Raw genomic sequence first — 24,190 nt, 5'->3', positions numbered from 1 at the left:
CGAGGGAGGGGCCCGTGCCGCCGCAGCCGAAGACCGACTTCAAACGGGAGATCGCCGCCTATTCGGCGCGGTCCGGAGTGTTCTCCCTCGTGGACGTGGCGCCGCTGCAATACCTCATGGCCGACGGGCACGGCGACCCGAACACCGCGCGGTCCTGGTCGGCGGCGATCGAGGCGGTCTACCCGCTCGCCTACAAGTTGAAGTTCGCGAGCAAGGCGCGCGGCCGCGACTACGGCGTCATGCCCCTGGAAGCCCTGTGGTGGGCCGAGGACATGGCCGCGTTCACCTCGGCGCGAGACAAGTCCCGGTGGAGCTGGACGCTGATGAACATGGTCCCGGACTGGATCACCGCCGACGACCTCGTCGAGGCGCGCGCTGCGGTCACCACCGGGGCCCCCGTCGGCCAGGTCCGCCTGGAGCGCTACCGCGAGGGCCTGTCGGTGCAGACGCTGCACGTCGGCTCCTACGACGACGAGGCGCCGGTCCTCCGCGCCCTGCACGAAGGGCTCCCCAATGGGGACTGCATCCCCGGCGAGCGGCTGCGGATGACCGGGCGGCACCACGAGATCTACCTCAGCGACGCCCGTCGCACCGCACCGGAGCGGCTCCGCACCATCCTGCGCCAGCCGGTCGAGCGGATCGGGGAAATCCGGGAAGGGGCGGCGCAGGCCCGCTGACCTGTGCCCAGCGCCGGCCCCGGAGGCTAAAGTGCCGGCGCCTCCAAGGCCGCGAAGCGCGCGCCGTCCGGGTCGGCCAGCAGGGCCCAGCGGCCGTAAGCCCCGGCCCCCGGGGGCTGCAGCACCGCACCGCCGCCCAGCACGGCCGCTTCCGCGGCGGCCTGGGCGTCGGCCACCGCGAAGAACGGCAGCCACGCACCCGGCCCGGACGCCACCCCGCCGCCCAGCGGTGCGGCCACGACGCCGCACACCGGCACGCCGGAGCTGTACAGCGCCACATAGTCCGGCCCGAACACCCGCTCCGGCTCGAACCCGAAGAGCCTGACCAGGAACGAGGTCGTCCGCGCGGCGTCGGCGCTGGTCACCTCGGCCCACATCGGGGCACCGGGCACGCCGAACGCCTCCGCGCCGGCCACGTCTCCGGGCTCCCACAGGGCGAAGACCGCGCCCGCGGGGTCGTGCACCAGCGCGCGGGTGCCCAGGCCGGCCACGCTGCGCGGCCCCTCCAGCACGGTGCCGCCGAGACCGCTGACCGCCCCGAGCGACGCCCGCAGGTCGATGGTGCGCAGATGGGCCGTCCAGTGCGGACCCGGCGACGGGCAGGGCGCCAGCCCCGGCGAGGCAGCCGTGGTGAGCCCGGCGACGCGGCGGCCGCCGACCGTCGCGAGGGTGTAGCTGCCGCCGGTGAACCCCCAGCCCAGCAGGGCGCCGTAGAACGCGGCGGCCCGGCCGACGTCGGTGACCGACGCCTCCGACCATGCCGGAGCCCCGGACGGGTATTCGACCGTGGTCGTCATGGCGCGATTGTGCCCTTTTGGGGGTACGCCACCCCGGTGCGCGCCACCAAGGGGCCGTCAAGCTCTGGCCGCGGCCGAGTCATCCGCGGCGCGGGCGGAAGGGCACTTCCGCCGGCGTCCGACCGGGGCGGAGCGTCCGTGCCGGCGCGGCGCGGCTCCGCTCGCCCGATCCCGGGCGCGGGCGGGGACTGGCTGCAGCCGCCCCGGTCCGCGCGCCTGCCGCCGTGCCCCGCGGCGGCCGCTGCTGCGGCCCGGGACGAGCCGCTGGTCCTGCAGAAGGCCGGCCGTGCCGCTGGCGCGCCGATGGGCGGGTGCCGCTCCGGCCGCGGGAGGGCAGCGGCCCGCGGGGCACCGTTCCGCTCAGCGTGCCGACGCGGAGTCCGCACGCTCCCGGGCGATCAGCTCCAGTGCGCGACCAGTCAGGTCGGGCGCGTCGAAAGCAAGCCAGTGGATGCGCGGGTCGCGGCGGAACCACGCCTCCTGGCGGCGGGCGAACTTGCGGGTGCCGCGCACCGTCTCCTCCCGGGCCTCCTCTTCGGTCGCCGTACCCTCCAGGAAGCGGAGCACCTGCGCATAGCCGAGCGCGCGCGACGCAGTGCGCCCGTCCGCCAGGCCGCGCGCGGCCAGCGCCCGGACCTCGTCGATCAGGCCCTGCTCCCACATGCGGTCCACGCGCAGCGCGATCCGCTCATCCAGCACCGGGCGGGGCACCTTCAGGCCGATCTGCGCGGCCGGATAGGCGGAGGTGTGCGACGGCAGCGTCGCGGTGAACGGGCGGCCGGTCAGCTCCACGACCTCCAGCGCGCGGACGATCCGCCGCCCGTTGCTCGGCAGGATCGCCGCTCCCGCAGCCGGGTCCCGCTCGGCCAGCCGGGCGTGCAGCGCGGCCGGGCCCCGATCGGCGAGCTCCGCGTCGAGCCGCGCCCGGATCTGCGGGTCGGTACCGGGGAACTCCATGTGGTCCAGGACCGCCCGGACGTACAGCCCCGAGCCGCCGACCAGTACCGGAACGGTGCCGGCCGCGCGCAGCGCGTCCACCCGCTCGCGCGCCATCCGCTGGAAGCGGGCGACGTCGGCGGGCTCGGTCACCTCCCACACGTCCAGCAGGTGGTGCGGCACGCCGCGGCGCTCGGCTGCGGAGAGCTTCGCGGTGCCGATGTCCATCCCGCGGTAGAGCTGCATGGAGTCGGTGTTGACGATCTCCCCGCCGAGCGCCAGCGCGATATCCACGGCCAGGTCGGACTTCCCGGCGGCGGTGGGGCCGACGACCGAAACCACGGGTGCGCCCGCGCCGGCGCGCGGGTTCTGAGCACTGCACATCCTCACAGTCTGGCAGCGCACACCGGTCCTTTCGGACACGGCACCCAAGGCTGCCACCGGCGCCTAAGATGATTCGCATGCGTTTCGCCAAAGGCCACGGAACCGAGAACGATTTCGTGATTCTTCCCGACCCCGACGGCGCGCTCGACCTCACTCCCGAGCTGGTGGCCCGGTTGTGCGACCGCCGCGCCGGCATCGGCGGGGACGGCGTGCTCCGCGTCGTGCGCACCGCGGCCCTCGGTGCGGACCTCCCCGCGCGCGCCGCGTCGTCGGCGCAGGCCGAGTGGTTCATGGACTACCGCAACGCCGACGGCAGCATCGCCGAGATGTGCGGCAACGGCGTGCGCGTCTTCGCCCGCTACCTGCTGGAATCCGGGTTGGCCAGCGGCGACCGCGTCGACGTGGGCACCCGCGCCGGGCTGCGCCCCGCCTCGGTCGAGGCCGACGGCGAGATCACCGTGGACATGGGCCGCCCCGAGGTGCTCGGCGGCTCCTCGGCGGAGCTCGCCGGCGCCGCCCTGGAAGGCCTGCGCATCTCCGTGGGTAACCCGCACCTGGCCGTGCTGCTCGACGCGGGCGCGGACCTTGAGGGGCTGGACCTGTCCGGCGCCCCCGCCTACCCGGCCGCTGACTTCCCCGACGGCGCCAACCTCGAACTGGTGCGGCCCGCGGGGCCCGGCCGGATCGACATGCGCGTGCACGAGCGGGGCTCCGGCGAGACGCGGTCGTGCGGCACCGGCATCGTCGCCGCCGCCGTCGCCGCCTCAGCCGCTGCCGGCGACCCCGAAGGCACGGCCGCCACCTGGAGGGTCCGGGTGCCGGGCGGCGTCTGCACGGTCTACCTGGACGCCCGCGGCGCGCGGCTGCGCGGCCCTGCGGTGATCGTCGCCGAGGGCGACGTCCGCCCGGAGTGAGACCCGCGGCGCGGTTCCTGCTGCGCCGACTGGCCGGCCGCCTCGCCCTGATCGCCGCCGCGGCCAGTTGCGCCTACCTCCTGTGCGCGGCGGTCCTGGACCCGCGGGGCGGATACGCCGCACAGCAGCCGCCTCCGCCGCAGAGCCAGGTCGACGCCCTGCTCGTCGAGCGCAACCTGCACCCGGACACCCCGCTGGCCGACCGCTACCTGGTCTGGGCCGGCGGCGTCCTCTCCGGCGACCTGGGCACCGCCTCGGACGGGCGCCCGGTCGGGGAGGCCCTGGGCGAAGGCGCCGGCGCAAGCCTGCGGCTGGTCAGCGGCGGCGCCGTGCTGGGCATCCTGGCCGGAGTGGGCGCCGGCGCCTGGGCGGCCGCGCGCCCCGGGTCCCGCGGTCCGGCTGCCGCGTCCGCCGCCGCGATGGTGCTCATCTCGGTGCCGCCGGTGGTCATCGCCGCCGTTCTGCAAGCGGGCGCGCTCCTGCTCAACGGGGCTGCGGGGATGCAGATCCTCCCGGCGGCCGGCGAGGCGGACGCCGGTGCCCCGCCCGGCGAGCAGCTGCGCTACGCCGTACTACCCGCGCTGGTGCTGGCCCTGCCGCTGGCCGCGGTGCTCGGCCGCTACCAGGAGTCGGTCATGCGCGCCGAGATGGGCGCCGAGTACGTCCGGACCGCGCGGGCCAAGGGCCTCCGGCTCCGCCGGGCGGTGGCGGTGCACGTTCTGCGGTCCTCGGTCATCCCCGCGGTCACTTACGCGTCCTACTGTGCGGCGGGCCTGTTCACCGGCGCGGTCTTCGCCGAGCAGGTGTTCGGCCGGCACGGAGTGGGATCGATGCTGATCAGCGCCATTGAGGCGGGGGACGCGAACTCGGCCGCGGCGGTCTGCCTGTTCGCTGCCGTGTGCGTGGCGGGCGCCGGCGCGGCGGCCGATGCCGCACGCGTCGCGCTGGATCCCCGGGTCAGGGCCTGACGCCCCGCCCCGTGCCAGTAAGCTTTCCCAATTGTTCCTTTAGCGGCATTCGTGCGCTCGGGGACTCATGGCCCTCGGGCGGTCCACGGGAGAGGAGGGCCGGATGCGACTCCACCGGGTGCGCGGGATACCGGCCCTGGCCTGCGCCGCCGTGCTCGCCGCCGCCGGCTGCTCGCCCGGAGCTGAGCCGCAGCGGCCGGAGGATGCCGCGGTGGTCGACGTCAATCCGGCGCCCCGCGGCGATATCGCGGACGGCGGCACCCTCGACTGGGGCGTCAACGACTTCCCCGCGCAGTGGAACCCGCACCACCCCGACGGGCGCACGGTCACGGTCAGCACCGTCGCCGAGGCCGTGCTGCCGCGCCCCTTCGAGGTGGACGCGGAGAAGGGGCCGCGGCCCGACCCCGACTACGTCCTCTCCGCCGACACCGGCACCGAGCGGGGGCAGCAGGTCCTGACCCTTGAGCTCAATCCGGACGCCCAGTGGTCCGACGGCTCGCCGGTCGACTGGGAGGACTACCGGGCCACCGCCCGCGCGCTCTCCGGCGTCGGCGAAGGGTTCCCGGTGGCCGGCTCGATCGGCTACGACCGGATCGCCGCGGTCGAGCGCGGCGCCGACGACTTCGAGGTGCGGGTCGTCTTCGACGAACCGTTCTCCGAGTACCCGGCCCTGTTCGCGCCGCTCCTGCCGGCGCGCTACGCCAGCGACCCGGACCAGTTCGCCGACGCCTTCCAGGGCGACATCCCCGTCACCGCCGGCCCGTTCGCGTTCGACGGCATCGACACGGCGCGCCAGACCATCAGCCTGGTCCGGTCCGGCGACTGGTGGGGCGAGCCGGCCAAGCTGGACGGCATCGTCTTCCGCGCCATGGACGCCCCGGCCCTGTCCACCGCCTTCCGCGACGGCGACATCGACACCTATACCCTGCCGCTGGACGCCGCCGACTACGAGAAGGCCGCCGCGGCCGGCGACGGGGAGGTGCGCACCGCGCTCGGCGCCGACTACCGCCACCTCACGCTGAACGGTGAGAGCCCCCGGCTGGAGGATGTGCGCGCGCGGCACGCGGTGTTCCTGGGGATCGACCGGACCGCCGTCGCCGACGCGGCGCTGAGCGGGGTGGGCTGGCAGGACGAGCCGCTGGACCACCGCTTCGTCCTCAAGGGCGCCCCCTGGACCGGAACCCCCGCCCCGTCACCCTCGGAGAAGGGCGGCGGCCCCGGCCACTCCGATCCCTCCGGAAACGGGGCCGGTGCTGACGAAGGCCGGGCCCCGGCAGAGGGGCAGGACGGACCGGCCGGGGGCGGCGACGCACCGGAATCCGGCGGCGGCGCGGGCACAGCGGGGTCCGGCGGCGCGGGCGGCGAGCCGGCCGGCGGCGCCGGTGCGGGCGCAGAGGGCGGCTCTGGAGGCGGTCCCAGCGGCTCCGAGGGCGGCGGGAGCGCGGTCGGTGCGGGCGGCGCCGCGGAATGGGGCGCCTACGACCCCGAACGGGCCCGCGCGCTGCTCGACGAGGCCGGCTGGCGGCTGCCCGGCGGCGCCGGCAAGGACGGCGGCTCGCCGGACGACGCCCCCGTGCGCCGCAACGCCGACGGCGACCCCCTCGAACTGCGCTTCGTGGTCCCCCGCGGCTTCGCCCCCGCCCAGCAGGAGGCCGAGCTGATCCAGGGCATGCTCGCCGAGATCGGCGTCGGTGTGGACATCGTGCCGGTCGGCGGCGACGAGCTGTTCTCCCGCTACGTCATCCCCGGCGAGTACGACCTGGTCGCCTTCGTGACCGTCGGCGGCGCCTACCCGCTGGTCGGCTCGATGGACCAGTGGGCCTCCCCGCCCGACGGCCCGCCCACCGCGGCCGGCGGCCCCAACTGGCGCGCCAACGTCGGCCGCATCGCCTCGGCGGAGATCGACGCCTCCCTGGAAGACGCCCTCTCCGCCCTCGACCCCGACGCCGCCCGCACCGCCCTCGACCGCGCCGACCGCCTCCTCTGGAACGCCGGCCACACCCTCCCCCTCTACCAGCGCCCCCAACTCACCGCCGCCCGCACCACCCTCGCCAACACCGGCTCCCCAGGCTTCGCCACCCTCAGCTACGAGGACATCGGATTCCTGGACCAGTGAGGGGCGCGGGGGACGACGGTGTACCGGTGACTCCGTGCCCGTGTTGCGGGTACATCGTGCATGCGCACCCGCCCGGCTCGCATCGGATCTGCCGGCTGTGCTGGTGGGAGGACGACCTGGTGCAGCTGCGCTGGCCCTTCCTGGCCGGCGGAGCCAACCGGCCCAGCCTGGTGGAGGCGCAGCGCACCTACGCCGCGACCGGCGCTTCCGAGCTGCGGTTCCGCGACCGCGCCCGCACGCCCGCCGGCGAGCGCCGTGCGCCGGGCTTCCGCCCCATCGACCCCCGACGCGACCGCTTCGAATCCGCTACTGGCCCGCCCGCCCCCTGGCCCGCCCGCCCCCTGGCCCGCCGATCGGACCGTCCTCTACTGGTGGCGCGCGGACTTCTGGCTCCGCAGCGACCCCTGACGCGCGCGGCGGTGCAGCGGCCGGCTGCCGATGAGTAGCCTGCGCCGCATGAAGATCGAAGTGCGGGAATATGCCGCGGCCGACCGCGAGGCGGTGATCGCTCTGTCGCTGCGGGCGTGGGCGCCGGTGCATGAGTCGCTGGGGGAGGTGCTGGGGGAGGAGCTGCAGCGGGCGATGACGCCCGATCCGATGGCGGCGCAGCGGGGTGATGTGGAGGCCGCGTTGGACGATCCTGCGCTGCGGGTGCACGTCGCCGAGGTGGACGGGGCGGTTGCGGCGTTCTCGGCGGTCCGGGCCGAGGCGGGGGCAGAGCTGGGCGAGGTCCACATGGTGGCGGTCGACCCGGACCACCAGGGCCGCGGGATCGGGCGGCTGCTCACGTCGCACGCGGTGGACACCATCGCCGCCGCCGGCATCCCCGTCGCCATGGTCGAGACCGGCGGCGACCCCGGCCATGCCGCCGCGCGCCGGACCTACGCCGCTGCCGGGTTCACTCCGCTCCCGATCGTCCGCTACTTCCGGCTGACCGGATCGGGATAGGTCCCCTAGCGGCGACGGGACTGAGCCCGCAGAATCAGGGGCGGCGGCTCGGATCCGCCATGCGCCGCCAGAGGTCCGCCACAAGCGGCACGGGCCTTCGGGGCGCGGCCAACTGCGGTGAGGGGCCGGGATGGAGAGGTCGGCGGGGCGGCGGAGCAGGGCCTTGTGGGCTGCGGGGGCGGTGCTTCTGGCCGCGGCGTGCGGCGAGATAGAGCCGGACAGCCTTCTCAGTGAGAAGGAGGCGCGGGAGCGGGTGGAAATGCATGTCCGCAGTTCGATCGCCGGCCTTCCGGAGGAGCCGGACCTGCGGCCGTTCCGACCTCCCGCCAGCACAACGTGTAGGGAGGATGTGCTGGTCACTGTCACTCAGAGGTTCTGGTTGGACGGGCTCAGCGGCGACTCCGAGGCGCACGTCGACGCAGTGGTGGCGGAGTGGGAGGCGACCGGCTTCGAGATCGTCACCGACGAGCGGCCGGAGGACACCTTCGTTTCCGCCGTGCACGAGGACGACGGATTCAGCATGTCGATCAAGGAGAGCGTTCAGGGAGATCTCTCCATCGGGGCGACCTCGCCCTGCCTCCATCCGGACGGCATCCGCGGCTGAGCGGATCAGCGGCCCCTGAGGCGCAGCGGCGCGGCCAGGTGCTGCCGGCAGCCTGAGCGATCGGGCGGACCACGTGCCCGGTGCCCGGCGCGCGGCGGGCCGCGCACCGGGCGGGTGCATCAGGTCTGGGCGGAGATCATGACGCGGCGGTTCTGGGCCTTGCCGTCCTCGTCGTCGTTGGAGGCGGTGGGCTTGGATTCGCCGTGGCCGGTGGCGGTGAAGCGGTCGGCGTCCAGGCCGCCTTCGTCGACGAGCCAGTCGACGACGGCCTGGGCGCGGCGCTCGGACAGGTCCTGGTTGTGCTCGGCGTCGCCGTCGGAGTCGGTGTGCCCCTCCACGCGGACCGGGGCGTCGGACGGCAGCTGCTCCATCTCATCGGCCGCGGCCTGCAGGGAGTCGGCCGCCTCGCCGCGGATCTCGGCGGAGTCGGTGTCGAAGAGCACGTCGGCATCCAGGTTGTAGGTGACCTCGCCGTCGCCCTCCAAGACGGTCATGTCGTCGACGATGCGGCTTTCAAGAAGATCGCTGTCGATACTCACCGCGTCGACACTGACGGCGTCGACCTTCGTCGAGGGGACCTCGACCGCCGGGATCTCGGTGCCGTCCGGCAGCTCGGTGGCGGGGCGGCGGAGCGATCCCTGGAACGCCGAGTTCCGGAAGAGGCCCTCCCGGAAGATCGACGGGCGGAGCACGCTGCCGATCAGGCCGCCGTCGCCGGCCTCTTCCTCGCTGATCTGGCACATCTCGTCGGCGACGTCCCCCTCGGCTTCGTCGCCCTCTTGCGTGACCGCCTTCTCCGCTTCCCCGGGAAGGACCTCCTCGCCGTCAACCTCCAGGGCCGGGATCTCCACCTCGGGGATGGTCACCGGCGGGATCGCGGACGGCGGGATGGACGCGCGCCCCAGGCAGCCGGCCGGAGCGGGCTCGACCTCGGCGCACTGGGCCGGAATGCGCTGGTCGGGGATCTCGCGGGCCGGGATCTCCGACTCCTCCTGGACGGTCTCGCCGGCCTCGTTCTTCACCTCGGGGATCGTGACCGCCTCGGTGGAGAACCCCTCGATCTCGACCGCCTCGATGAAGGTGCTCTCGCCGGTGCACGCGTCTTCCGAAGCGTCCTCGGCCTGCAGCGGGTCGTTGCTGTCGGCCGAGGGCGACGCCGAAGGCCCGGCCCCCTGCCCGCCCTCGCCCGACGAGCACCCCGCCGCCGCCAGCATTACCGCAATCGCCAGTACTGAAGCCCGATACCACGCCATACCTGTGCACTCCCGGGGGATTGGCTGCCGTCAGCTCTATAGACGGCACCCCCGTGAGCCCGGTTCCCCGCGGACCGGCGGGGGCGGACCGATGAGTCTCGCGGAGCATCCAGGTCGTTCCCAGGTGGAGCCCCCCGGGCCTCCACCCGGCTGCCAGCGCTGTCGCAGCGCTGGCGTCAATGCCCCTGCCCGGCGACCTGAGGATGTGACACGTTGACCGGTGGACCTGAAGTTGAGCTGGGCCCGTTCTCGGCTCCGAACGCACAACCGACGCCGTGGGCGTCGGCCCTGGCGGTCCTGGACAAGTCCGAGGTGTGCTGGATCTCCACGGTGCGGCCCGACGGGAGGCCGCACGTCACGTCTCTGCTGGCGGCATGGAGCCTCGGCGGCCTGTGCTTTGCCACCGGAGAGCAGGAGCAGAAGGCGCGGAACCTCGATCGGAACCCCCGCTGTGTGCTGACGACCGGTACGGGCTCCTTGACCGGTGTGGACGTCGTCATCGAAGGGACCGCATCCCTGGTGGACGAACGCGCTCGCAGGGAAGAGGCCGTCGCGGACTTCGAGCGGAAGTACGGCGCGCATCTGACCAGTCCCGAGGGCACGTGGTTCGGGATGGGCAAGGACGTCACCGAAGGCGACACGCGGCTCTACCGCATGGCGCCGACGATCGGATTCGCTTTCGTCGCGCTGCCTGTCGCCAGCCAGACCCGCTACACGTGGCCGGGTCAGGTGACCCGACTCCATCATGGCAGTCAACGCTCCTGAGCGCCGTTGACGAACTCGTTGATACCGGAGTGGCAATCAGCGTGCCGATGTACGTTTGCCGCTCCGGTGTCTATGCTGCTGGAGCTCGCCTGCCGGGTGAGGGACCTCACGGCAATCAGCGGACGCGTTCCGCACAGCGGCGCGCCCAGGCGTGGTCAGTCTCGGGGAGGTCGGAGCGGGCGGCGGCTGCCTCGACAGCGGCCACCGCCTCGGGGTGAGCAGCGAGGTGCGACAGGGTGCCCAGAGCGACCGTCCATGCGTACCGCTCGGGGTCCCACGGGACACCGCCGGCGATGGCCAGCAGCTCCGGCAGGGCCACCGCCGCACCCCCGTTCCGCCGCAGCGCCCGCATCAGCACCATCGCCCGGTCCGGGCTGCTTGTTCTCCGCAGCGACTGTACGAGCAGGGGCACCGCATCCACGGCGACCGGAGACTTCGCAATAGCGTTCACCAGCGCACCAGCCTCGGCGTCCTCGCATTGCGGATCGTCGACGACCGCGAGCGCGGCGGCCGCCGCGTCGAGAGTGGCCTCGTTGGAGCGGAGCGTCTCGATGAGACTGACGCTAGGAGAGTCTGAGGAACTCATCGAAAGACCCCTTGTAGACCGTGCTTCTGGTCGGCATGTCTGGATTGTGGATAATGATGACACCCTTCTCGGAATCGTACCACGCTATTCGACCGTTCTTGAGGGACGGCTGCTTGGTGATCTTGCTGTCCTTGGTCGAAGAATTCCTGGGATCCATGGTCCTTTCCAGGTACTCCTGGAAGTCCTTCTTGCTTGTGAACCCGAGTTCCGACATTCTATCTGAGTGGCCAGCCATGAGCGCAGATGCCTCTTCTAGATCCTGCTTGAAGTACTCGTCGTCCGGGTCGAAGTCGTTTCCGCGGTCACAAGGGGTCCCGCCGACGGGGTTCTTGTCGTCTGCAGGAAGGAAGACAACGAGAGCTTCCGGCCCTCTGCCGGCTGAAGACCCCTCGGTGAACGACGGCCTGATGGAGAAGTCGGCTGTATCGGTACCTGTGGCCGTAGGGGCGACCCGGTTGCGAGGGCGCTTAGTGGTGCAGGCAGTGACGGCATCGTCGACCTTCCCCCGCGCCGTGGTGGCCGCATTTTCGGCGGTTTCGCGAGCCTTCTTTGTGCGGCGGAAACGGTTCCACAGCTTGACGATGGCTGGAGTATTCTTGACGAGTTTAGCGCCCTTGCCCCACGGGGTGAACCCCACCACCGTCCATAGGCACGCCATGATGTCGCCTTCAGTGATGCAGGCTTTGGCGTCGTTATATCCGATGATGTCGCCGAGTAGTTCGAGAAGTGCTTCTTTCGCCTCATCGAAACCGGCGTCGGCCAGTGCGGCTTCGGCTTCGTCTAGCTCGTCCTGGGCTGCCTCGTAATCAGCGGCGAGTTCGGGGTCGAACACACCCTCGGCATCTGCAGGAGAAACGTCCTCAGGGCTTTCGCCGTCCGACCCCTCTTCGTCCCCCGGGTCTCCTTCCCCGCCTTCCTCGCCGGATCCGTCATCCGGCGATGGAGAGGCTGACCCGCCCTCGCCCTGGTCATCGCATTCAGGGTTCTGGGTGTCGATTCTGCAAAGACCCTCAGCGTAGAGGTTACGTACATCGGTGGGGAGCCCGAAAGCCATGATGGCGCCGATTACCGCGGCAATCAGAAGGACGACAGCCGCGTATTCGGCAGTCGACGCGCCGCGCTCACCGATTCGTACTGGGCGCCGCATTCACTTTCCTCGCATCTCGGTCACCCCACTATGAGGACAGGAGAGACGGGAGTGGGGGCGGTCTATCGTAATGGGCCCCTGGTGCCGGTGTCTTGGGTCCGGGGGCCCAAGCGCCGTTGTTCTGCGATCGCCGAGCGACAACGGCCTGGGGCCGGCGTGGCGCGTCACATCCGGTGCGCGCCCGCGGAAGACGCTGATCAGCGGCGCCTCGAGGGTCTGGCTCGCGCGGGTGACAAAGATGGAGCGCCGACGCCCTTGAGGTCCGGAAGTGGCCAGGGGCGGTGCTCCGATGAGCCTCGCGTCAACTGCCTGAAGAGCCGACGGTCTCGCAGTCACGGCAGTGAGGTGATTCGCCTATCGGGCGCCGTCTGCGTGAGCACACTGCAGGTCGTTTTTTGGGCCTGCATTTGGGCCTCTAGGAGAGTTTGGGGTGAGCTTCTTGGCGTTGTAGGCGACATTATCGGGTACAACGACGCCAAGGCGTGCTTGGCAGAAATTCAATCTATTGAGAATTTGGTTCGGTGGATTTCAACGGCCTTGGCGTAACCGAAATTGGCGGTAGAATTATATTGTTCGATCGGATTGGTATCCAGGAAAGGAAAAATCAAGTAGTGCGTGATGAGGAGCCACGTTCCGTCGGGAGGGAAGGGCTGGAGCGCGCTCTGGCGGACGGGGCGTACAAGAGCTGAGTTCAGTGGTGAACGCGGTGGCGCAGCACGACACCGATCCTGAATGTTCGCAGGAGACGCTCTTAATCCTGACCTTTCACGAGGCTGGGGAAGTTCGGTGGCGTGCGGTGTTGGGATTGGGGCACCTGGCACGGATCCACGGAGCAGTTGACCACTCTACGGTTGTGCCGCGACTCGCCGAACTCCGTGCCGACTCAGCCGTGGGCGGCTCGGTTGACGACGCCATGGACGACATCGAGATGTTTACCCGCTGATCACTGTGGATCGTGGAGGCAGAGGCATAAGGAGCAGCATCCAGCGTCAGTCGCCAAGGCGCCCCCTCGTCACCGCACCAATAGAGCGTCTCCCGGCAGCCCGCGCAGTGACGCGTCGAGGACCTGGGCGGTGTGGGCGACGGCGATGGGGCGGCCGGAGCGCTCCAGGGACTGGGCGATCTGGAGGGAGCAGCCGGGGTTGCCGGCGATCAGGAGGTCGGCGCCGGTGGTGGTGACGTCCTCGGCCTTGCGGTCGCCCAGTTCGGCGGCGGGTTCGGGGTTGAGGAGGTTGTAGACGCCGGCCGAGCCGCAGCAGATGTCGGGGTTGGGCAGGTCGGCGACGTCGAGCTCGGGGATGGCGCGGAGCAGGTCGCGCGGCTGGGCGGTGATGCCCTGGCCGTGCGAGAGGTGGCAGGCGTCGTGGTAGGCGGCCCTGACCGGCAGCGGGTGGCGCACGGCCTGCGGGCCCAGGTCGGCGAGGAACTCCGACAGGTCGACGACCTTCTCGGCCAGCGCGTCGGCCCGCTGCACCAGTGTCGCTGCGGCGCCGGCCTCCCGCAGCACCCGCCCGTAGTGCTTCATCGTTCCGCCGCAGCCCGCCGAGTTCACCACGATGGCGTCGACCCCGGCCCGCTCGAACGTGCGCACCGTCGCCTCGGCGAACGCCGCTGCCTCCCCGGCACGTCCGGCATGCGACGACAGCGCGCCGCAGCAGCCCTGCTGCTTCGGGATCACCACGTCGCAGCCCTCACTGGCCAGCACCCGCGCCGTGGCCGTGTTCACCTGCGGGAAGAACGCGCCCTGCACGCAGCCGGTCAGCATGCCGACCCGGGCCCGTCGCGGCCCGCGGGCGTCGACCTGCTCGGGCAGCTCCGGCACCTTCGACCGGATCGGCGGCGCCATCCGCTCCATCGTCGCCAGCGACGGCGCGACGCGCTCCAGCAGCCCCGACTTGCGGATCCAGCGCGGCAGACCGGACGCCTGATAGGCGCGGAGCGGGCCGCGCAGCAGCGACAGCCGCCGCTTGTAGGGGAACAGCGAGAAGATCGCCGAGCGCAGCAGCTTATCCGAGCGCGGACGCTCGTGCTCCTCCTCCACCCGGACGCGGGTCGACTCGATCAGGGCGTCGTAGGCCACCCCGGACGGGCATGCGCTGACGCAGGCCAGGCAGCCCAGGCAGTTGTCGAAGTGGCCGACGGCCGCCTCGGTGAGCACGTCGTCGTGCACCGTCTGCGCCATCAGGTCGATCCGGCCGCGCGGCGAGTCCATCTCCTCGCCCCACAGCACGTAGGTGGGGCAGGTCGGCAGGCAGAACCCGCAGTGCACGCAGTCCCCGAGGAGCTCGGAGAATCCCCGCTCCTCGTGCACGCTCTCGGTCATCGCGTCCTCCTCGTGGTGCGCCCGCGGCGGCGCGGGTCCGGGCACGTCGGTGTTGGCTGGGCGGGCTGGGCAGAGCAGGGGACCGGGCGGGCCGGTGCGGTGGTCAGATCCCGCCGGCGTAGCGGCCGGGCGCCAGGCGGCGGTGCGGGTCGAAAGCGTCCTTGACCGACTCCATGAGCGGCAGGCCCGGGACCTCGCCCCAGGGATCGAGGCCGGCAGCGTGCACGTCCGGGGCAGCGCGCGGCACGGTGAGCGACGCGGCATGCCCGGCCAGGGCGGCGCGGAGCCGCGCGACGCGGGTGACCGCCTCGCCCGGATCGGTACCGGCGGGAATCACCGACCACAGCACCCCCGAGCCGGCCGAACCGGACACTGCGGCGGCGCCCTCCTCCGCCCCCGTGCCCTCGCGCAGCAGCGCCAGGACGGCGGGCAGCGCCGCCGGCGGAAACGCGGCCTTGAGCAGCGTGTCCTGGGCGGCGCCGGGTAGCCGGCCCCAGCCGCCGGGCAGGGCGTCGAGCGTCTGTGCAGCGCCGATGAGCTTTTCCACCGCCGCGGTGCGGGCGCCGATGCCCGCGGCGGAGCCTTCGAGGAGCACCCGGACGCGGAGCGGGCCGCCCGGCTCGGCGTCCACCTCCACGCCGGCGGGCACCGCGGTCGAGCGGAGCACCGCGGCCGCCTTGTCGCGCGCCTCGGCGGGGTCGGCCGCGGCCGCCTCGACCACCCGGACCGCGCCCGGAAGCGGGCGCAGCCGGAACGTCACCGACGTGGTGACGCCGAGCGTGCCGAGTGCACCGGTATGCAGCTTGGCGAGATCGTAGCCTGCGACGTTCTTCACCACCCGACCGCCGGAGGACGTGCGGACGCCGTCGGCGCGCACCACCTCCATGCCGATGATCAGGTCGCGGATGCGCCCGTGCAGCACCCGCCCCGGACCGGCCAGCGCGGTGGCGACGGCGCCGCCCACCGTGGTGCCGGGCACGACTTCGTCCAGCGGCAGCCGCTGCCCCGCCGCGGACAGCACCTCCTGCAGCCGGGCCAGCGGAGTGCCGGCACCGGCGGTGGCGATCAGGTCGCCGGCGGCGTGGTCGATCGCGTCCAGCGCCGACGTGTCGACGAGGACGTCGCAGCGCTCCGGGGGCGCACCCCAGTCGAGCTTGGTGCCCGCGCCGCGCACGGCCAGTGCGCATCCGGCGCCCGCAGCCGCAACCACGGTGTCCGCGACCTGCTCGGCGTCGGCTGGCGCTGCCACGGTCCGCGGAACGGTGCCGCCCACTGCGTCCTCTGCGGTGCCCGGCCGGAGTGCGACGGATGCCTTCCCCGCGGCTGCCTCGAACGCCGCGGTATCGGCGGTCGGAGCGGCCATGCCGGAGCCCGCGGCGGCGTCGGCATCGGGCGCGCGGCCGCCGGAGGCGGAGCCGTCTGCGCCGTCGGCTTCTCCGCGGTGTGCCATGGGTGGACCTTCCTGGTGCGGCGGGAGGGGGCTGTTGTCGGCTGCGGCTGGTCACGGCGCCTGACCCGGCTGCGGAGCCCGGCTCAGTACCGCGGCGGGTGTTGAAGGGGGTGCGCCAGCGCGGCGGCAGGCGTCAGAAGAGCTCGGCGCGCCCCTCGGCGACCAGGGGGTGCGGTTCGGCCCCGCGGACCACCCCCGGCCGCTCGCCGCACAGCCGCGGCGTCGGCAGGAGCTTCTCCGGGTTGGCGATGCCGCCGGGGTCGATCGCGCCGCGGAACAGGTCCATGGTCTCCAGGTCGGCCGGGGCGAACATGCGCGGCATCGAGCACGCCTTGTCTACGCCCACGCCGTGCTCGCCGGTGATCGACCCGCCGTGCCGGATACACAGGTCCAGGATGGCGCCGGAGACTTCCGCCGCCCGCTCGCCGGCGCCCGGCTCGCGGTCGTCGAACAGCACCAGCGGGTGCAGGTTGCCGTCGCCGGCGTGGAAGACGTTGGCCACCCGGATTCCGGACTCCGCGGACAGCCGCGCGATGTCGCCCAGCACCTCGCCGAGCGCGGTGCGCGGCACCACGCCGTCCTGCACGATGTAGGCGGGGCTGATCCGCCCGACGGCGGCGAACGCCGACTTGCGCCCCTTCCAGATGCGCCCACGCTCGGCGGCGTCGCTGGCGGCGCGGATCTCGAACGCGCCGGCGGCGGTGCAGAGCCGCCGGACCTCCTCGGTGTCGGCGTCGACGTCGGCGGCGGGCCCGTCCAGCTCCACCACGAGCACCGCGCCCGCCCCGTCGGGGTAGCCGCAGGCCACCGCGGCTTCGGCGGCCTCGATCGACAGCGCGTCCATCATCTCGATGGCCGACGGCAGCACGCCCGCGCCGATGATCGCCGACACGGCCTCGCCGCCGGCGTCCATCGTTGCGAATGCGGCGAGCAGCGTCGTCACCTTCTCCGGGGTGCGCAGCAGCCGCACGGTGATCTCGGTGGCGATGCCGAGCGTGCCCTCGGAGCCGATGACGGCGCCGATCAGGTCATAGCCCGGTGCCTCGGGGGCCTTGCCGCCGAGCCGCACCACTTCGCCGCGCGGCGTCACCAGCTCCAGCCCGAGCACGTGGTTCACGGTGAACCCGTACTTGAGGCAGTGCGCGCCGCCGGAGTTCTCCGCGATGTTGCCGCCGACCGAGCACACCTGCTGGCTGGACGGGTCGGGCGCGTAGTAGTAGCCGTGCGGGGCGGCGGCGCGGGTGACGTCGAGGTTGGCGACGCCCGGCTCGACGACCGCGCACTCGTTGTCGATGTCCACCTCGACGATGCGGCGCATCCGCGACGTCACGATGAGCACCCCGTCGGCCCGCGGCAGCGCGCCGGCCGAGAGCCCGGTGCCGGCGCCGCGCGGCACGAACGGCACCCCTTCGGCGGCGCACAGCCGCACGACCGCCGCCACCTGCTCGGTGGTGGTGGGAAGGACCACGACGCCCGGCACCTCGGCGTGGTAGGTGAGGCCGTCGGAAGCGTAGGTGCGGCGGCGCGAGGCGTCGGTGAGGACGCCGTCGGTGCCGCAGATCGCGGTCAGCCGGGGAACCAGGGGCGCCAGGTCGCGGACGCCCGGGCGGTCCGCGTCGAGCACGGAGCTGCCCGGGGAGGTGCTGGTGCTGCTGCCTGCCGTGCGGTCGGACGTGGAGCTGGGCACGGGGGTCGCCCTTCCGTCGGTCGGTTCCGTCGCGGACCCGCGGCCGGTGCAGCGTCCCCGGTCGGGCCGGTGCCGCCTGCCGGCCGCGGGCGGGGCCGGGCCGCGGGATGCGTGACGCATCCCACGGCCCGGCGGTTGGCCCTGACGCTACGGCATCCGCTCGTAGGCCGGAAGGGTAAGGAAGTCGACGTACTCGTCGGCCAGCGCGACCTCCTTGAACAGCTCCTCGGCCTGGGTGAAGAGGTCCTCGTCGAAGGCGTCGCCGAAGGAGGCCCGGATCGTCTTCAGCTCCTCGGCGATGAGCCGCTCCACCAGCTCGCCGGTGACCTTCGGGCCGTCGTCGAGGACCACGCCGTTGTGCAGCCACTGCCAGATCTGCGAGCGCGAGATCTCCGCGGTGGCGGCGTCCTCCATGAGGTTGTGGATGGCCACCGCGCCGTTGCCGCCCATCCAGGCGGCCAGGTACTGCAGGGCGACGTTGATGTTGCCGCGCAGCCCGGCCTCGGTGACGCCGCCCTCGGCCGAGGCGACGTCGAGCAGGTCGCGGGATGCAACGGACACGTCGTCGCGCTGCCGCTCGATCTGGTTGGGGCGCTCGCCCAGGACGCCGTCGAACACCTCGCGGGCGACCGGGACCAGGTCGGGGTGGGCGACCCAGGAGCCGTCGAAGCCGTCGCCGGACTCGCGCGACTTGTCGTCCCGGACCTTGGCCAGCGCCGTCTTGTTGACCTCGGCGTCGCGGCGGCTCGGGATGAACGCCGCCATGCCGCCGATGGCGAACGCGCCGCGCCGGTGGCAGGTGGAGACGAGCAGCTCGGTGTAGGCGCGCATGAACGGCGCGGTCATGGTGACGGCGTTGCGCTCCGGAAGCACGAATTCGCTGCCCCGGGTGCGGTGCACCTTGATGATGCTGAACAGGTAGTCCCAGCGGCCGGCGTTGAGCCCGGCGGAGTGGTCGCGCAGCTCGTAGAGGATCTCCTCCATCTCGAACGCGGCCGGGATCGTCTCGATGAGGACCGTGGCGCGGATGGTGCCGTGCGGGATGCCGAGGGACTGCTGGGAGGTGGTGAAGATGTCGTTCCAGAGCCGCGCTTCGAGGTGGCTCTCCATCTTCGGCAGGTAGAAGTAGGGGCCCTTGCCCTTGTCGATCTGGCGCTGGGCGCAGTGGAAGAAGTAGAGGGCGAAGTCGACGATGCCGCCGGCCACGCGCTCGCCGTCGACCAGGATGTGCTTCTCGTCCAGGTGCCAGCCGCGGGGGCGGGCGACGATCGTGGCGAGGTCCTCTTCGGCACCGAGCGCGTAGGACTTGCCCTCGGGGGTGCTGAAGTCGATGGTGCGGTCGAGGGCGTCGCGCAGGTTGAGCTGGCCCCCGATCATGTTCTCCCACAGCGGGGTGTTGGCGTCCTCGAAGTCGGCCAGCCAGACCTTCGCGCCGGAGTTGAGCGCGTTGATGGTCATCTTCCGGTCGGTCGGGCCGGTGATCTCGACGCGGCGGTCGGCGAGGCCGGGCGCGGGCGGGGAGACCGTCCAGCTGGTGTCCTCGCGGATGTTCCGCGTCTCGGGCAGGAAGTCCAGGTTGGCCCCGCCGTTGATGCGCTGCTGCCGTTCGGCGCGGGCGGCGAGCAGCTCCTGGCGGCGCGGCTCGTAGCGGCGGTGGAGGTCGGCGACGAGCGCGAGCGCGTCATCGGTCAGGATCTGGTCGAACCGGTCGAGGAGGGGGCCGGTGATTTCGACCCCGGTGGTGGCGCCCATGTCTGAAACCTTCCACAAAGCGAAAATCTGTTCTGGGATGTGGAAAAAGACGTTACTCTGACGTCCTATCGTGGTCAATGATGTGCACGGCGCGTGAGCTGGGAAACATTCTGAACATGGAAAAGATCACTCTTCTTCTTGGTGAAACGTGCCGGAGTGTTCGGTCATAGGCACGTTGTGCTGGTCCGACCGTGGTCGACGCCTCCCTGACGTGCGTCCGTCTCTGCGCGTTCGGCGGTTGCGCCGATTTGATAGCGGTTCGCCGAGCGGCGCGGCGGCGCACGGCGCAACCGGGGGAAGAGCGCCGCATGCGGACAGCGGGATGGAGGGGGCGTGCGTCCGTCCAGCTCATGCCCAGTGGGCGGAGCGGGGGTGCAGCGCTGCGGCGAGACCGGCGGCGGCGCCGCGCCGTAATGCCGGTGACGTGCCGGCCTGCTCGTGCGACCATCCCTGGGAACAACGCCTCGCCGCGGGGCGTTGCTCCGGCTGGAGGGCTATGACTACGACGTACGACCGCATGCACGATCTTGACCAGGGTGAACTCGAACTCGAAGAGCGCAATGCGCTCCGCCGCGTCGCCGGGCTCTCGACCGAGCTCGACGACGTCACCGAGGTGGAGTACCGGGCACTGCGCCTGGAGCGGGTGGTGCTCATCGGCGTGTGGACCACCGGGACGCAGGCCGACGCCGACACTTCGCTCACCGAGCTCGCCCACCTCGCCGAGACCGCGGGCGCCGCGGTCCTCGAAGGGCTCACTCAGCGCCGCGCCAAGCCCGACCCCGCCACCTACATCGGCCGCGGCAAGGCCGAGCAGCTGGCCGGGATCGTCGCGGCGTCGGGCGCGGACACCGTCATCGCCGACGGCGAGCTCGCCCCCGGCCAGCTGCGCCAGCTGGAGGACACCGTCCGGGTCAAGGTGATCGACCGGACCGCGCTGATCCTGGACATCTTCGCCCAGCACGCGCGCTCGCGCGAGGGCAAGGCGCAGGTGGAGCTCGCCCAGCTCAGCTACCTGAAGCCGCGGCTGCGCGGCTGGGGCGACTCGCTGTCCCGGCAGGCCGGCGGCCGCGCCGGCGGCAACGGCGGCGTGGGCCTGCGCGGGCCCGGTGAGACCAAGATCGAGACCGACCGGCGGCGGATCAACACGCGTATCGCGAAGCTGCGCCGCCAGCTCGGCCGCTTGTCGACCGTGCGCGGAGTCCAGCGCGACCGGCGCCGTGCCCGCGAGGTGCCCGCCGTCGCCATCGCCGGCTACACCAACGCCGGCAAGTCCAGCCTGCTCAACCGGCTGACCGGCGCCGGCGTGCTGGTGGAGGACGCCCTGTTCGCCACCCTGGACCCCACGGTCCGCCAGGCGCGCACACCCGACGGCCGCGCGTTCACGCTGGGCGACACGGTCGGGTTCGTGCGGCACCTGCCGCACCAGCTGGTCGAGGCGTTCCGCTCCACGCTGGAGGAGGTGGCCGACGCCGACCTCATCGTGCACGTCGTGGATGCCTCCGACGCCGACCCGGACCGCCAGCTGACTGCGGTGCGCGAGGTGTTCGCCGACATCGGCGCCCAGGACGTGCCGGAACTGGTCGTGCTGAACAAGACCGACACGGCCGAGGACGTCACGCTGAAGCAGCTGCGCACCCGCGAGCCGAACGCCGTCGAGGTGTCCGCGCTGACCGGGGAGGGCATCGGCGACCTCGTCGCGGCACTCGCCGGGGCGCTGCCGGAGCTGCACCACGAGGTCCGCGCCGTGGTCCCCTACGACCGCGGCGACCTGGTCTCGCGCGTGCACGAAGAGGGCCGCATCCTCGCCCAGGAGCACACCGCCGACGGTACCGACCTGCACGCCTGGGTGCCGGAGCAGCTCGCCGGCAAGCTTCGGGCCTACGCCTATGCCGCCTAGGCGGCCGGCGCCATAGCCCCGCAGCCCCCGAGGGCCGTCCGCGCCGAGAAGGCGCGGTCGGCCCTTCTTTTGTCGCGGAGCCGGGTTGTGATGAAGGCCGCGCGACGAGGGGGCTTGCCGGTGGTGCTTTCTGCTCGGTACCGGCCGGTGCCTCGGGGGCGGGCTTGGAAGGCATGAAGGTGAGGGCGGCCTCGCCGGATGTCTTGCCGCTCTGGCCGGTCGCTTCGGGGGTGCCGTGGGGCCAGGGGTTGATGCTGGTCGCGCGGGTAGGGCTCGCGACATACAGACGAGGGCGGCTTCGCCGGCAGTGTTTCCGCTCTGTTCCACCGCTGCTGGGTCGGTGTGCGGCCAGTGGTGCTGGTGGTCGCGGTTCTGGTCGGCTCGGGCTGAAGGCTCCCGCTTCTTGGCGGCCGGCCAGCCGGTGTTCAGCGCGTCTGACAAGCCAAAGACGGCAGCGACGACGAGGCTGGCCGGGCCTCGGGTGGGTGGCCCGGTGGCGTCTGGTCGCGGGGCGGGTGTGGCAGGAGCGGCGGGGGAGGTTGTCTGGCTCCCGCGCGGGGGCGGCCGGGCGCGGGCTGGTCGCGGAGGGCGCGCGGTGCGGGTGTGACTGGTGTGAGTAGTGGGGCTGTAGGGGTTGCAGGGTCGGCGGCTGGCGGGCCGGGTCAGCACGGGTGGTTCGCGAACCCTTGGTAACACCCCATTGGCGCCACGACTCCCACCTTGTCGAGGGCGGATGCGCGGAAAACCCGGGAGGCGTGACCGTCCCGCGGCCCATCTCCCGCGGAATCTTCACTCTGTGTGGCGACATATAGTGCGAAACCGGGCGTCGATCACGACTGGGGTCCGGGTGTCCGGTTTGGGGGCCCGCGCGCAGGAGCGCGGCGCGTTCCATTTTGCGGGGCAATGAAACCCCTCCCGTCTCAAACCGCCCAAAGCGGTCAATCCGATGCCGCGACTCGCGCCTTTTCGCCGACCAGGCCGCGGAAAAGGTGGGTGCGCGGGAATCGGCCACCGCCACGCTGCGTGACCACGCGTTCTGCGCAGGTCCGCAGGGCGCGGAATCGGGCTCGCCGTGCAGGGTCCGTAGGGGGAGAACCGTACTTGCTTGGGCGGGGTGTGCAGGGCCCCCGTTGCGGCGTCCGTTTTCCTGGCATTTGTCCCCCGCCCCCGCCGCGCGACTAGCCCGTCGGTCGGCCAGCCAAGGCCCTTCCAGCCTCGCCGTTGCCGCCGCTTTTCCGCTTGTCCGACGCACTGAACGCCGGAAAGTCGGCTACCGAGGAGTGGGAGCCTGCGGTCTCTGCCGCTCCCCTCTCGCCCGTCCCAGCCTCGCGAACAGCAGAGACTCCGGTCGCGCGCACCGGTTATGGAGATGGGGCATGGCGGAGACCCGCCGGTGGAGCCGCCCTGCCTGCGCCCGTTCGGCCTGCCGGGATGGGCTGGGGCTAGAGGACGGTTTCGCCGCCGCGCCAGATACGGAGGGGGCGGAGGCCGTAGGACCAGGCGAAGGCGCCTTCGTGGTCGGCGTCCCACTGGACGATGTCGGCGTAGCGGCCTGGCGCGAGCACTCCGCGGTCGGCGGTGCCGAGGGCGAGGGCGCCGCCGACGGTGGCGGCGCGCAGGGCCTCCAGGACGCTGAGGCCGAACATGGACACGGCCATCGAGATGGCGAGCGGCAGCGACGTGGTGCCGGACTGTCCGGGGTTGTGGTCGGTGCCCAGCGCCACCGGAACGCCGTGGTCGAGCAGGGCGCGGATCGGCGGCCGGCGCTGCTCCAGCAGCGAAGTCGTGGGGCAGACGACGACCGGAGTGGCGCTCTTGGCGAGGGCCAGCACGTCGTCCTCGTCGGTGTCGTGCAGCAGGTCCACCGAGTCGCAGTGCAGGTCGGCGGCCATGCGCACGGCGCCGTGCCGGGGCCGCGCGCACGCGTGCAGGTGGGTGCGCAGGCCGCTGGAGCGGCCGGCCGCCAGCAGGCGGTAGGCGTCTTCCGGGGTGAACTGGTGGTTGTCGCAGTAGACGTCGACCGCTTCGGCGCCGGCCTGCGCGGCGTCGGACAGCCAGCTGGCGACGGCCTCGACGTAGTCCTGCGGGCGGGCGAAGTACTCCGGCGGCACGGCGTGCGCGGCGAAGAAGGTGACGTGCAGCCGCGGCATGCCCGGCTCCTCCTCCAGCTGGCGGAGGAGGCGCACGTCGGCCAGCTCGCCGTCGCGCGTCAGGTGGTAGCCGGTCTTGGCCTCGACCGTGGTGCAGCCGGACAGCATCCAGTGGCGCAGGCGCTCGCGGACCGCGTTGCAGAGCGTCCACGGGTCCGTTCCGCGGGTGACGGTGACGGTGGAGCCGACGCCGCCGCCCGCGCTGCTGATCTCGGCCTTGGTGGCGCCGCCGGCGCGCATGGCGACCTCGGCGTAGCGGTTGCCCGCGTAGACCGGGTGGGTGTGCGCGTCGATCAGGCCAGGGGTGACCAGGCCGCCGCCGAGGTTCTCCACTTCGTCGACGTCGACGATGTCGTCAAGGACGCCGGGCAGGCTCTGCGGCAGCTCCACGGCCGGGCCGGCCCAGGCAACGCGGTCGCCGTTGAGCAGCATGGCGGCGTTGCCGATGAGGTCGGACCCGGTCCACAGGCGGCCGATGTTGGTGAGCAGTCGAACGGTCATCGCGTTCCCCGGCCGGGCTCAGCGCACGGCGCGAGCGGCGGGGGGCGGGGCTGCATGCCGGGCGTGCATAAGCGACCTCGTTCTCGGCTGGTCGGTCGGGGGCGCCGCGGCAGGGGGTGTCGGGCGCGCGCACCGATCGTCGTCAAAAAATAGTTCATCGGCACAGTGCGTGTACACCTCCGTGCGCACGGCTGTGGACGAAGGGATCCGCCCGGCTGCGATGACGTCGCTTGCCGACGGCGATCCACTTTCTGTCTGCTTTGTGCCGAATTCCATGCGGGAGGAGCGTCTCCACCATAGACGCGGCGGCGCCGAACCGCTCGCTCTTCGCCCGC

The 24,190-nt window shown here is 72.4% G+C and carries 19 protein-coding genes; 9 read left to right on the top strand and 10 right to left on the bottom strand.

Going from position 1 to position 24,190, the window contains the following annotated elements; genetic code table 11:
* Positions 1-14 precede the first annotated feature (14 nt).
* Positions 15-677 (top strand): GyrI-like domain-containing protein, encoded by a 663-nt coding sequence (locus ACYVGT_RS10345; protein ID WP_460856456.1) that lies wholly within the window; start codon positions 15-17, stop codon positions 675-677.
* A 26-nt stretch (positions 678-703) separates the two neighbouring features.
* Here ACYVGT_RS10345 and ACYVGT_RS10340 read toward each other — a convergent pair whose 3' ends face one another.
* On the bottom strand, positions 704-1,474 hold the full coding sequence (locus ACYVGT_RS10340) for a VOC family protein (protein ID WP_460856454.1): 771 nt from the start codon (positions 1,472-1,474) through the stop codon (positions 704-706).
* A gap of 360 nt (positions 1,475-1,834) precedes the next feature.
* On the bottom strand, positions 1,835-2,794 hold the full coding sequence (gene miaA / locus ACYVGT_RS10335) for a tRNA (adenosine(37)-N6)-dimethylallyltransferase MiaA (RefSeq protein ID WP_460856452.1): 960 nt from the start codon (positions 2,792-2,794) through the stop codon (positions 1,835-1,837).
* Between the two features lie 68 nt (positions 2,795-2,862).
* On the opposite strand from miaA, the gene dapF reads away from it, so the two are divergent.
* From dapF to ACYVGT_RS10305, 6 genes are all read left to right on the top strand, one after another.
* Positions 2,863-3,708, top strand: coding sequence for a diaminopimelate epimerase (gene dapF / locus ACYVGT_RS10330; RefSeq protein ID WP_460856450.1), 846 nt, complete (start codon positions 2,863-2,865; stop codon positions 3,706-3,708).
* A complete protein-coding gene (locus tag ACYVGT_RS10325) occupies positions 3,705-4,676 on the top strand; it encodes an ABC transporter permease (protein ID WP_460856447.1) in 972 nt (323 codons plus the stop codon). Before dapF ends, ACYVGT_RS10325 begins: the two co-directional genes overlap by 4 nt.
* Before the next feature lie 103 nt (positions 4,677-4,779).
* Positions 4,780-6,792: an ABC transporter family substrate-binding protein gene (locus tag ACYVGT_RS10320; RefSeq protein WP_460856444.1), complete on the top strand. Its 2,013-nt coding sequence runs from the start codon at positions 4,780-4,782 to the stop codon at positions 6,790-6,792.
* A complete protein-coding gene (locus ACYVGT_RS10315) occupies positions 6,789-7,238 on the top strand; it encodes a CPCC family cysteine-rich protein (RefSeq protein WP_460856442.1) in 450 nt (149 codons plus the stop codon). The genes ACYVGT_RS10320 and ACYVGT_RS10315 overlap by 4 nt, the downstream gene beginning before the upstream one ends.
* 10 nt (positions 7,239-7,248) lie before the next feature.
* Positions 7,249-7,740: a GNAT family N-acetyltransferase gene (locus tag ACYVGT_RS10310; RefSeq protein ID WP_460856440.1), complete on the top strand. Its 492-nt coding sequence runs from the start codon at positions 7,249-7,251 to the stop codon at positions 7,738-7,740.
* Positions 7,741-8,119: 379 nt separating this feature from the next.
* Positions 8,120-8,344: a hypothetical protein gene (locus ACYVGT_RS10305; protein WP_460856438.1), complete on the top strand. Its 225-nt coding sequence runs from the start codon at positions 8,120-8,122 to the stop codon at positions 8,342-8,344.
* Between the two features lie 119 nt (positions 8,345-8,463).
* Here ACYVGT_RS10305 and ACYVGT_RS10300 read toward each other — a convergent pair whose 3' ends face one another.
* Entirely contained in the window at positions 8,464-9,597 is a 1,134-nt protein-coding gene (locus ACYVGT_RS10300; protein WP_460856436.1) for an OmpA family protein, read from the bottom strand.
* A 213-nt stretch (positions 9,598-9,810) separates the two neighbouring features.
* On the opposite strand from ACYVGT_RS10300, the gene ACYVGT_RS10295 reads away from it, so the two are divergent.
* Positions 9,811-10,362: a pyridoxamine 5'-phosphate oxidase family protein gene (locus ACYVGT_RS10295; RefSeq protein ID WP_460856434.1), complete on the top strand. Its 552-nt coding sequence runs from the start codon at positions 9,811-9,813 to the stop codon at positions 10,360-10,362.
* A 115-nt stretch (positions 10,363-10,477) separates the two neighbouring features.
* Here the strand turns inward: ACYVGT_RS10295 and ACYVGT_RS10290 are convergent, their stop codons facing one another.
* The 6 genes from ACYVGT_RS10290 to aceB form a co-directional block, all read right to left on the bottom strand.
* On the bottom strand, positions 10,478-10,948 hold the full coding sequence (locus ACYVGT_RS10290; RefSeq protein WP_460856432.1) for a hypothetical protein: 471 nt from the start codon (positions 10,946-10,948) through the stop codon (positions 10,478-10,480).
* Entirely contained in the window at positions 10,926-12,095 is a 1,170-nt protein-coding gene (locus tag ACYVGT_RS10285; RefSeq protein WP_460856430.1) for a hypothetical protein, read from the bottom strand. The genes ACYVGT_RS10290 and ACYVGT_RS10285 overlap by 23 nt, the downstream gene beginning before the upstream one ends.
* A gap of 1,012 nt (positions 12,096-13,107) precedes the next feature.
* Positions 13,108-14,418, bottom strand: coding sequence for a (Fe-S)-binding protein (locus ACYVGT_RS10280; RefSeq protein ID WP_460856428.1), 1,311 nt, complete (start codon positions 14,416-14,418; stop codon positions 13,108-13,110).
* A gap of 103 nt (positions 14,419-14,521) precedes the next feature.
* A complete protein-coding gene (locus ACYVGT_RS10275; RefSeq protein WP_460856425.1) occupies positions 14,522-15,868 on the bottom strand; it encodes an FAD-binding oxidoreductase in 1,347 nt (448 codons plus the stop codon).
* Between the two features lie 133 nt (positions 15,869-16,001).
* The gene (locus ACYVGT_RS10270) at positions 16,002-17,459 is read right to left on the bottom strand and encodes an FAD-linked oxidase C-terminal domain-containing protein (RefSeq protein ID WP_460856525.1); all 1,458 of its coding nucleotides are present in this window, start codon (positions 17,457-17,459) and stop codon (positions 16,002-16,004) included.
* Between the two features lie 243 nt (positions 17,460-17,702).
* Positions 17,703-19,307 (bottom strand): malate synthase A, encoded by a 1,605-nt coding sequence (aceB, locus tag ACYVGT_RS10265; RefSeq protein ID WP_460856422.1) that lies wholly within the window; start codon positions 19,305-19,307, stop codon positions 17,703-17,705.
* A 496-nt stretch (positions 19,308-19,803) separates the two neighbouring features.
* Here aceB and hflX point away from each other — a divergent pair, with 496 nt between their 5' ends.
* A complete protein-coding gene (hflX, locus tag ACYVGT_RS10260) occupies positions 19,804-21,204 on the top strand; it encodes a GTPase HflX (protein WP_460856420.1) in 1,401 nt (466 codons plus the stop codon).
* A gap of 1,442 nt (positions 21,205-22,646) precedes the next feature.
* Here hflX and hutI read toward each other — a convergent pair.
* A complete protein-coding gene (gene hutI / locus ACYVGT_RS10255) occupies positions 22,647-23,855 on the bottom strand; it encodes an imidazolonepropionase (RefSeq protein WP_460856418.1) in 1,209 nt (402 codons plus the stop codon).
* Positions 23,856-24,190: the final 335 nt, after the last annotated feature.

This window comes from Nocardiopsis coralliicola (assembly GCF_054779695.1).
The sequence above is the reverse complement of the archived record's forward strand: the minus strand, read 5'-3'. Positions and strand labels throughout refer to the sequence as shown.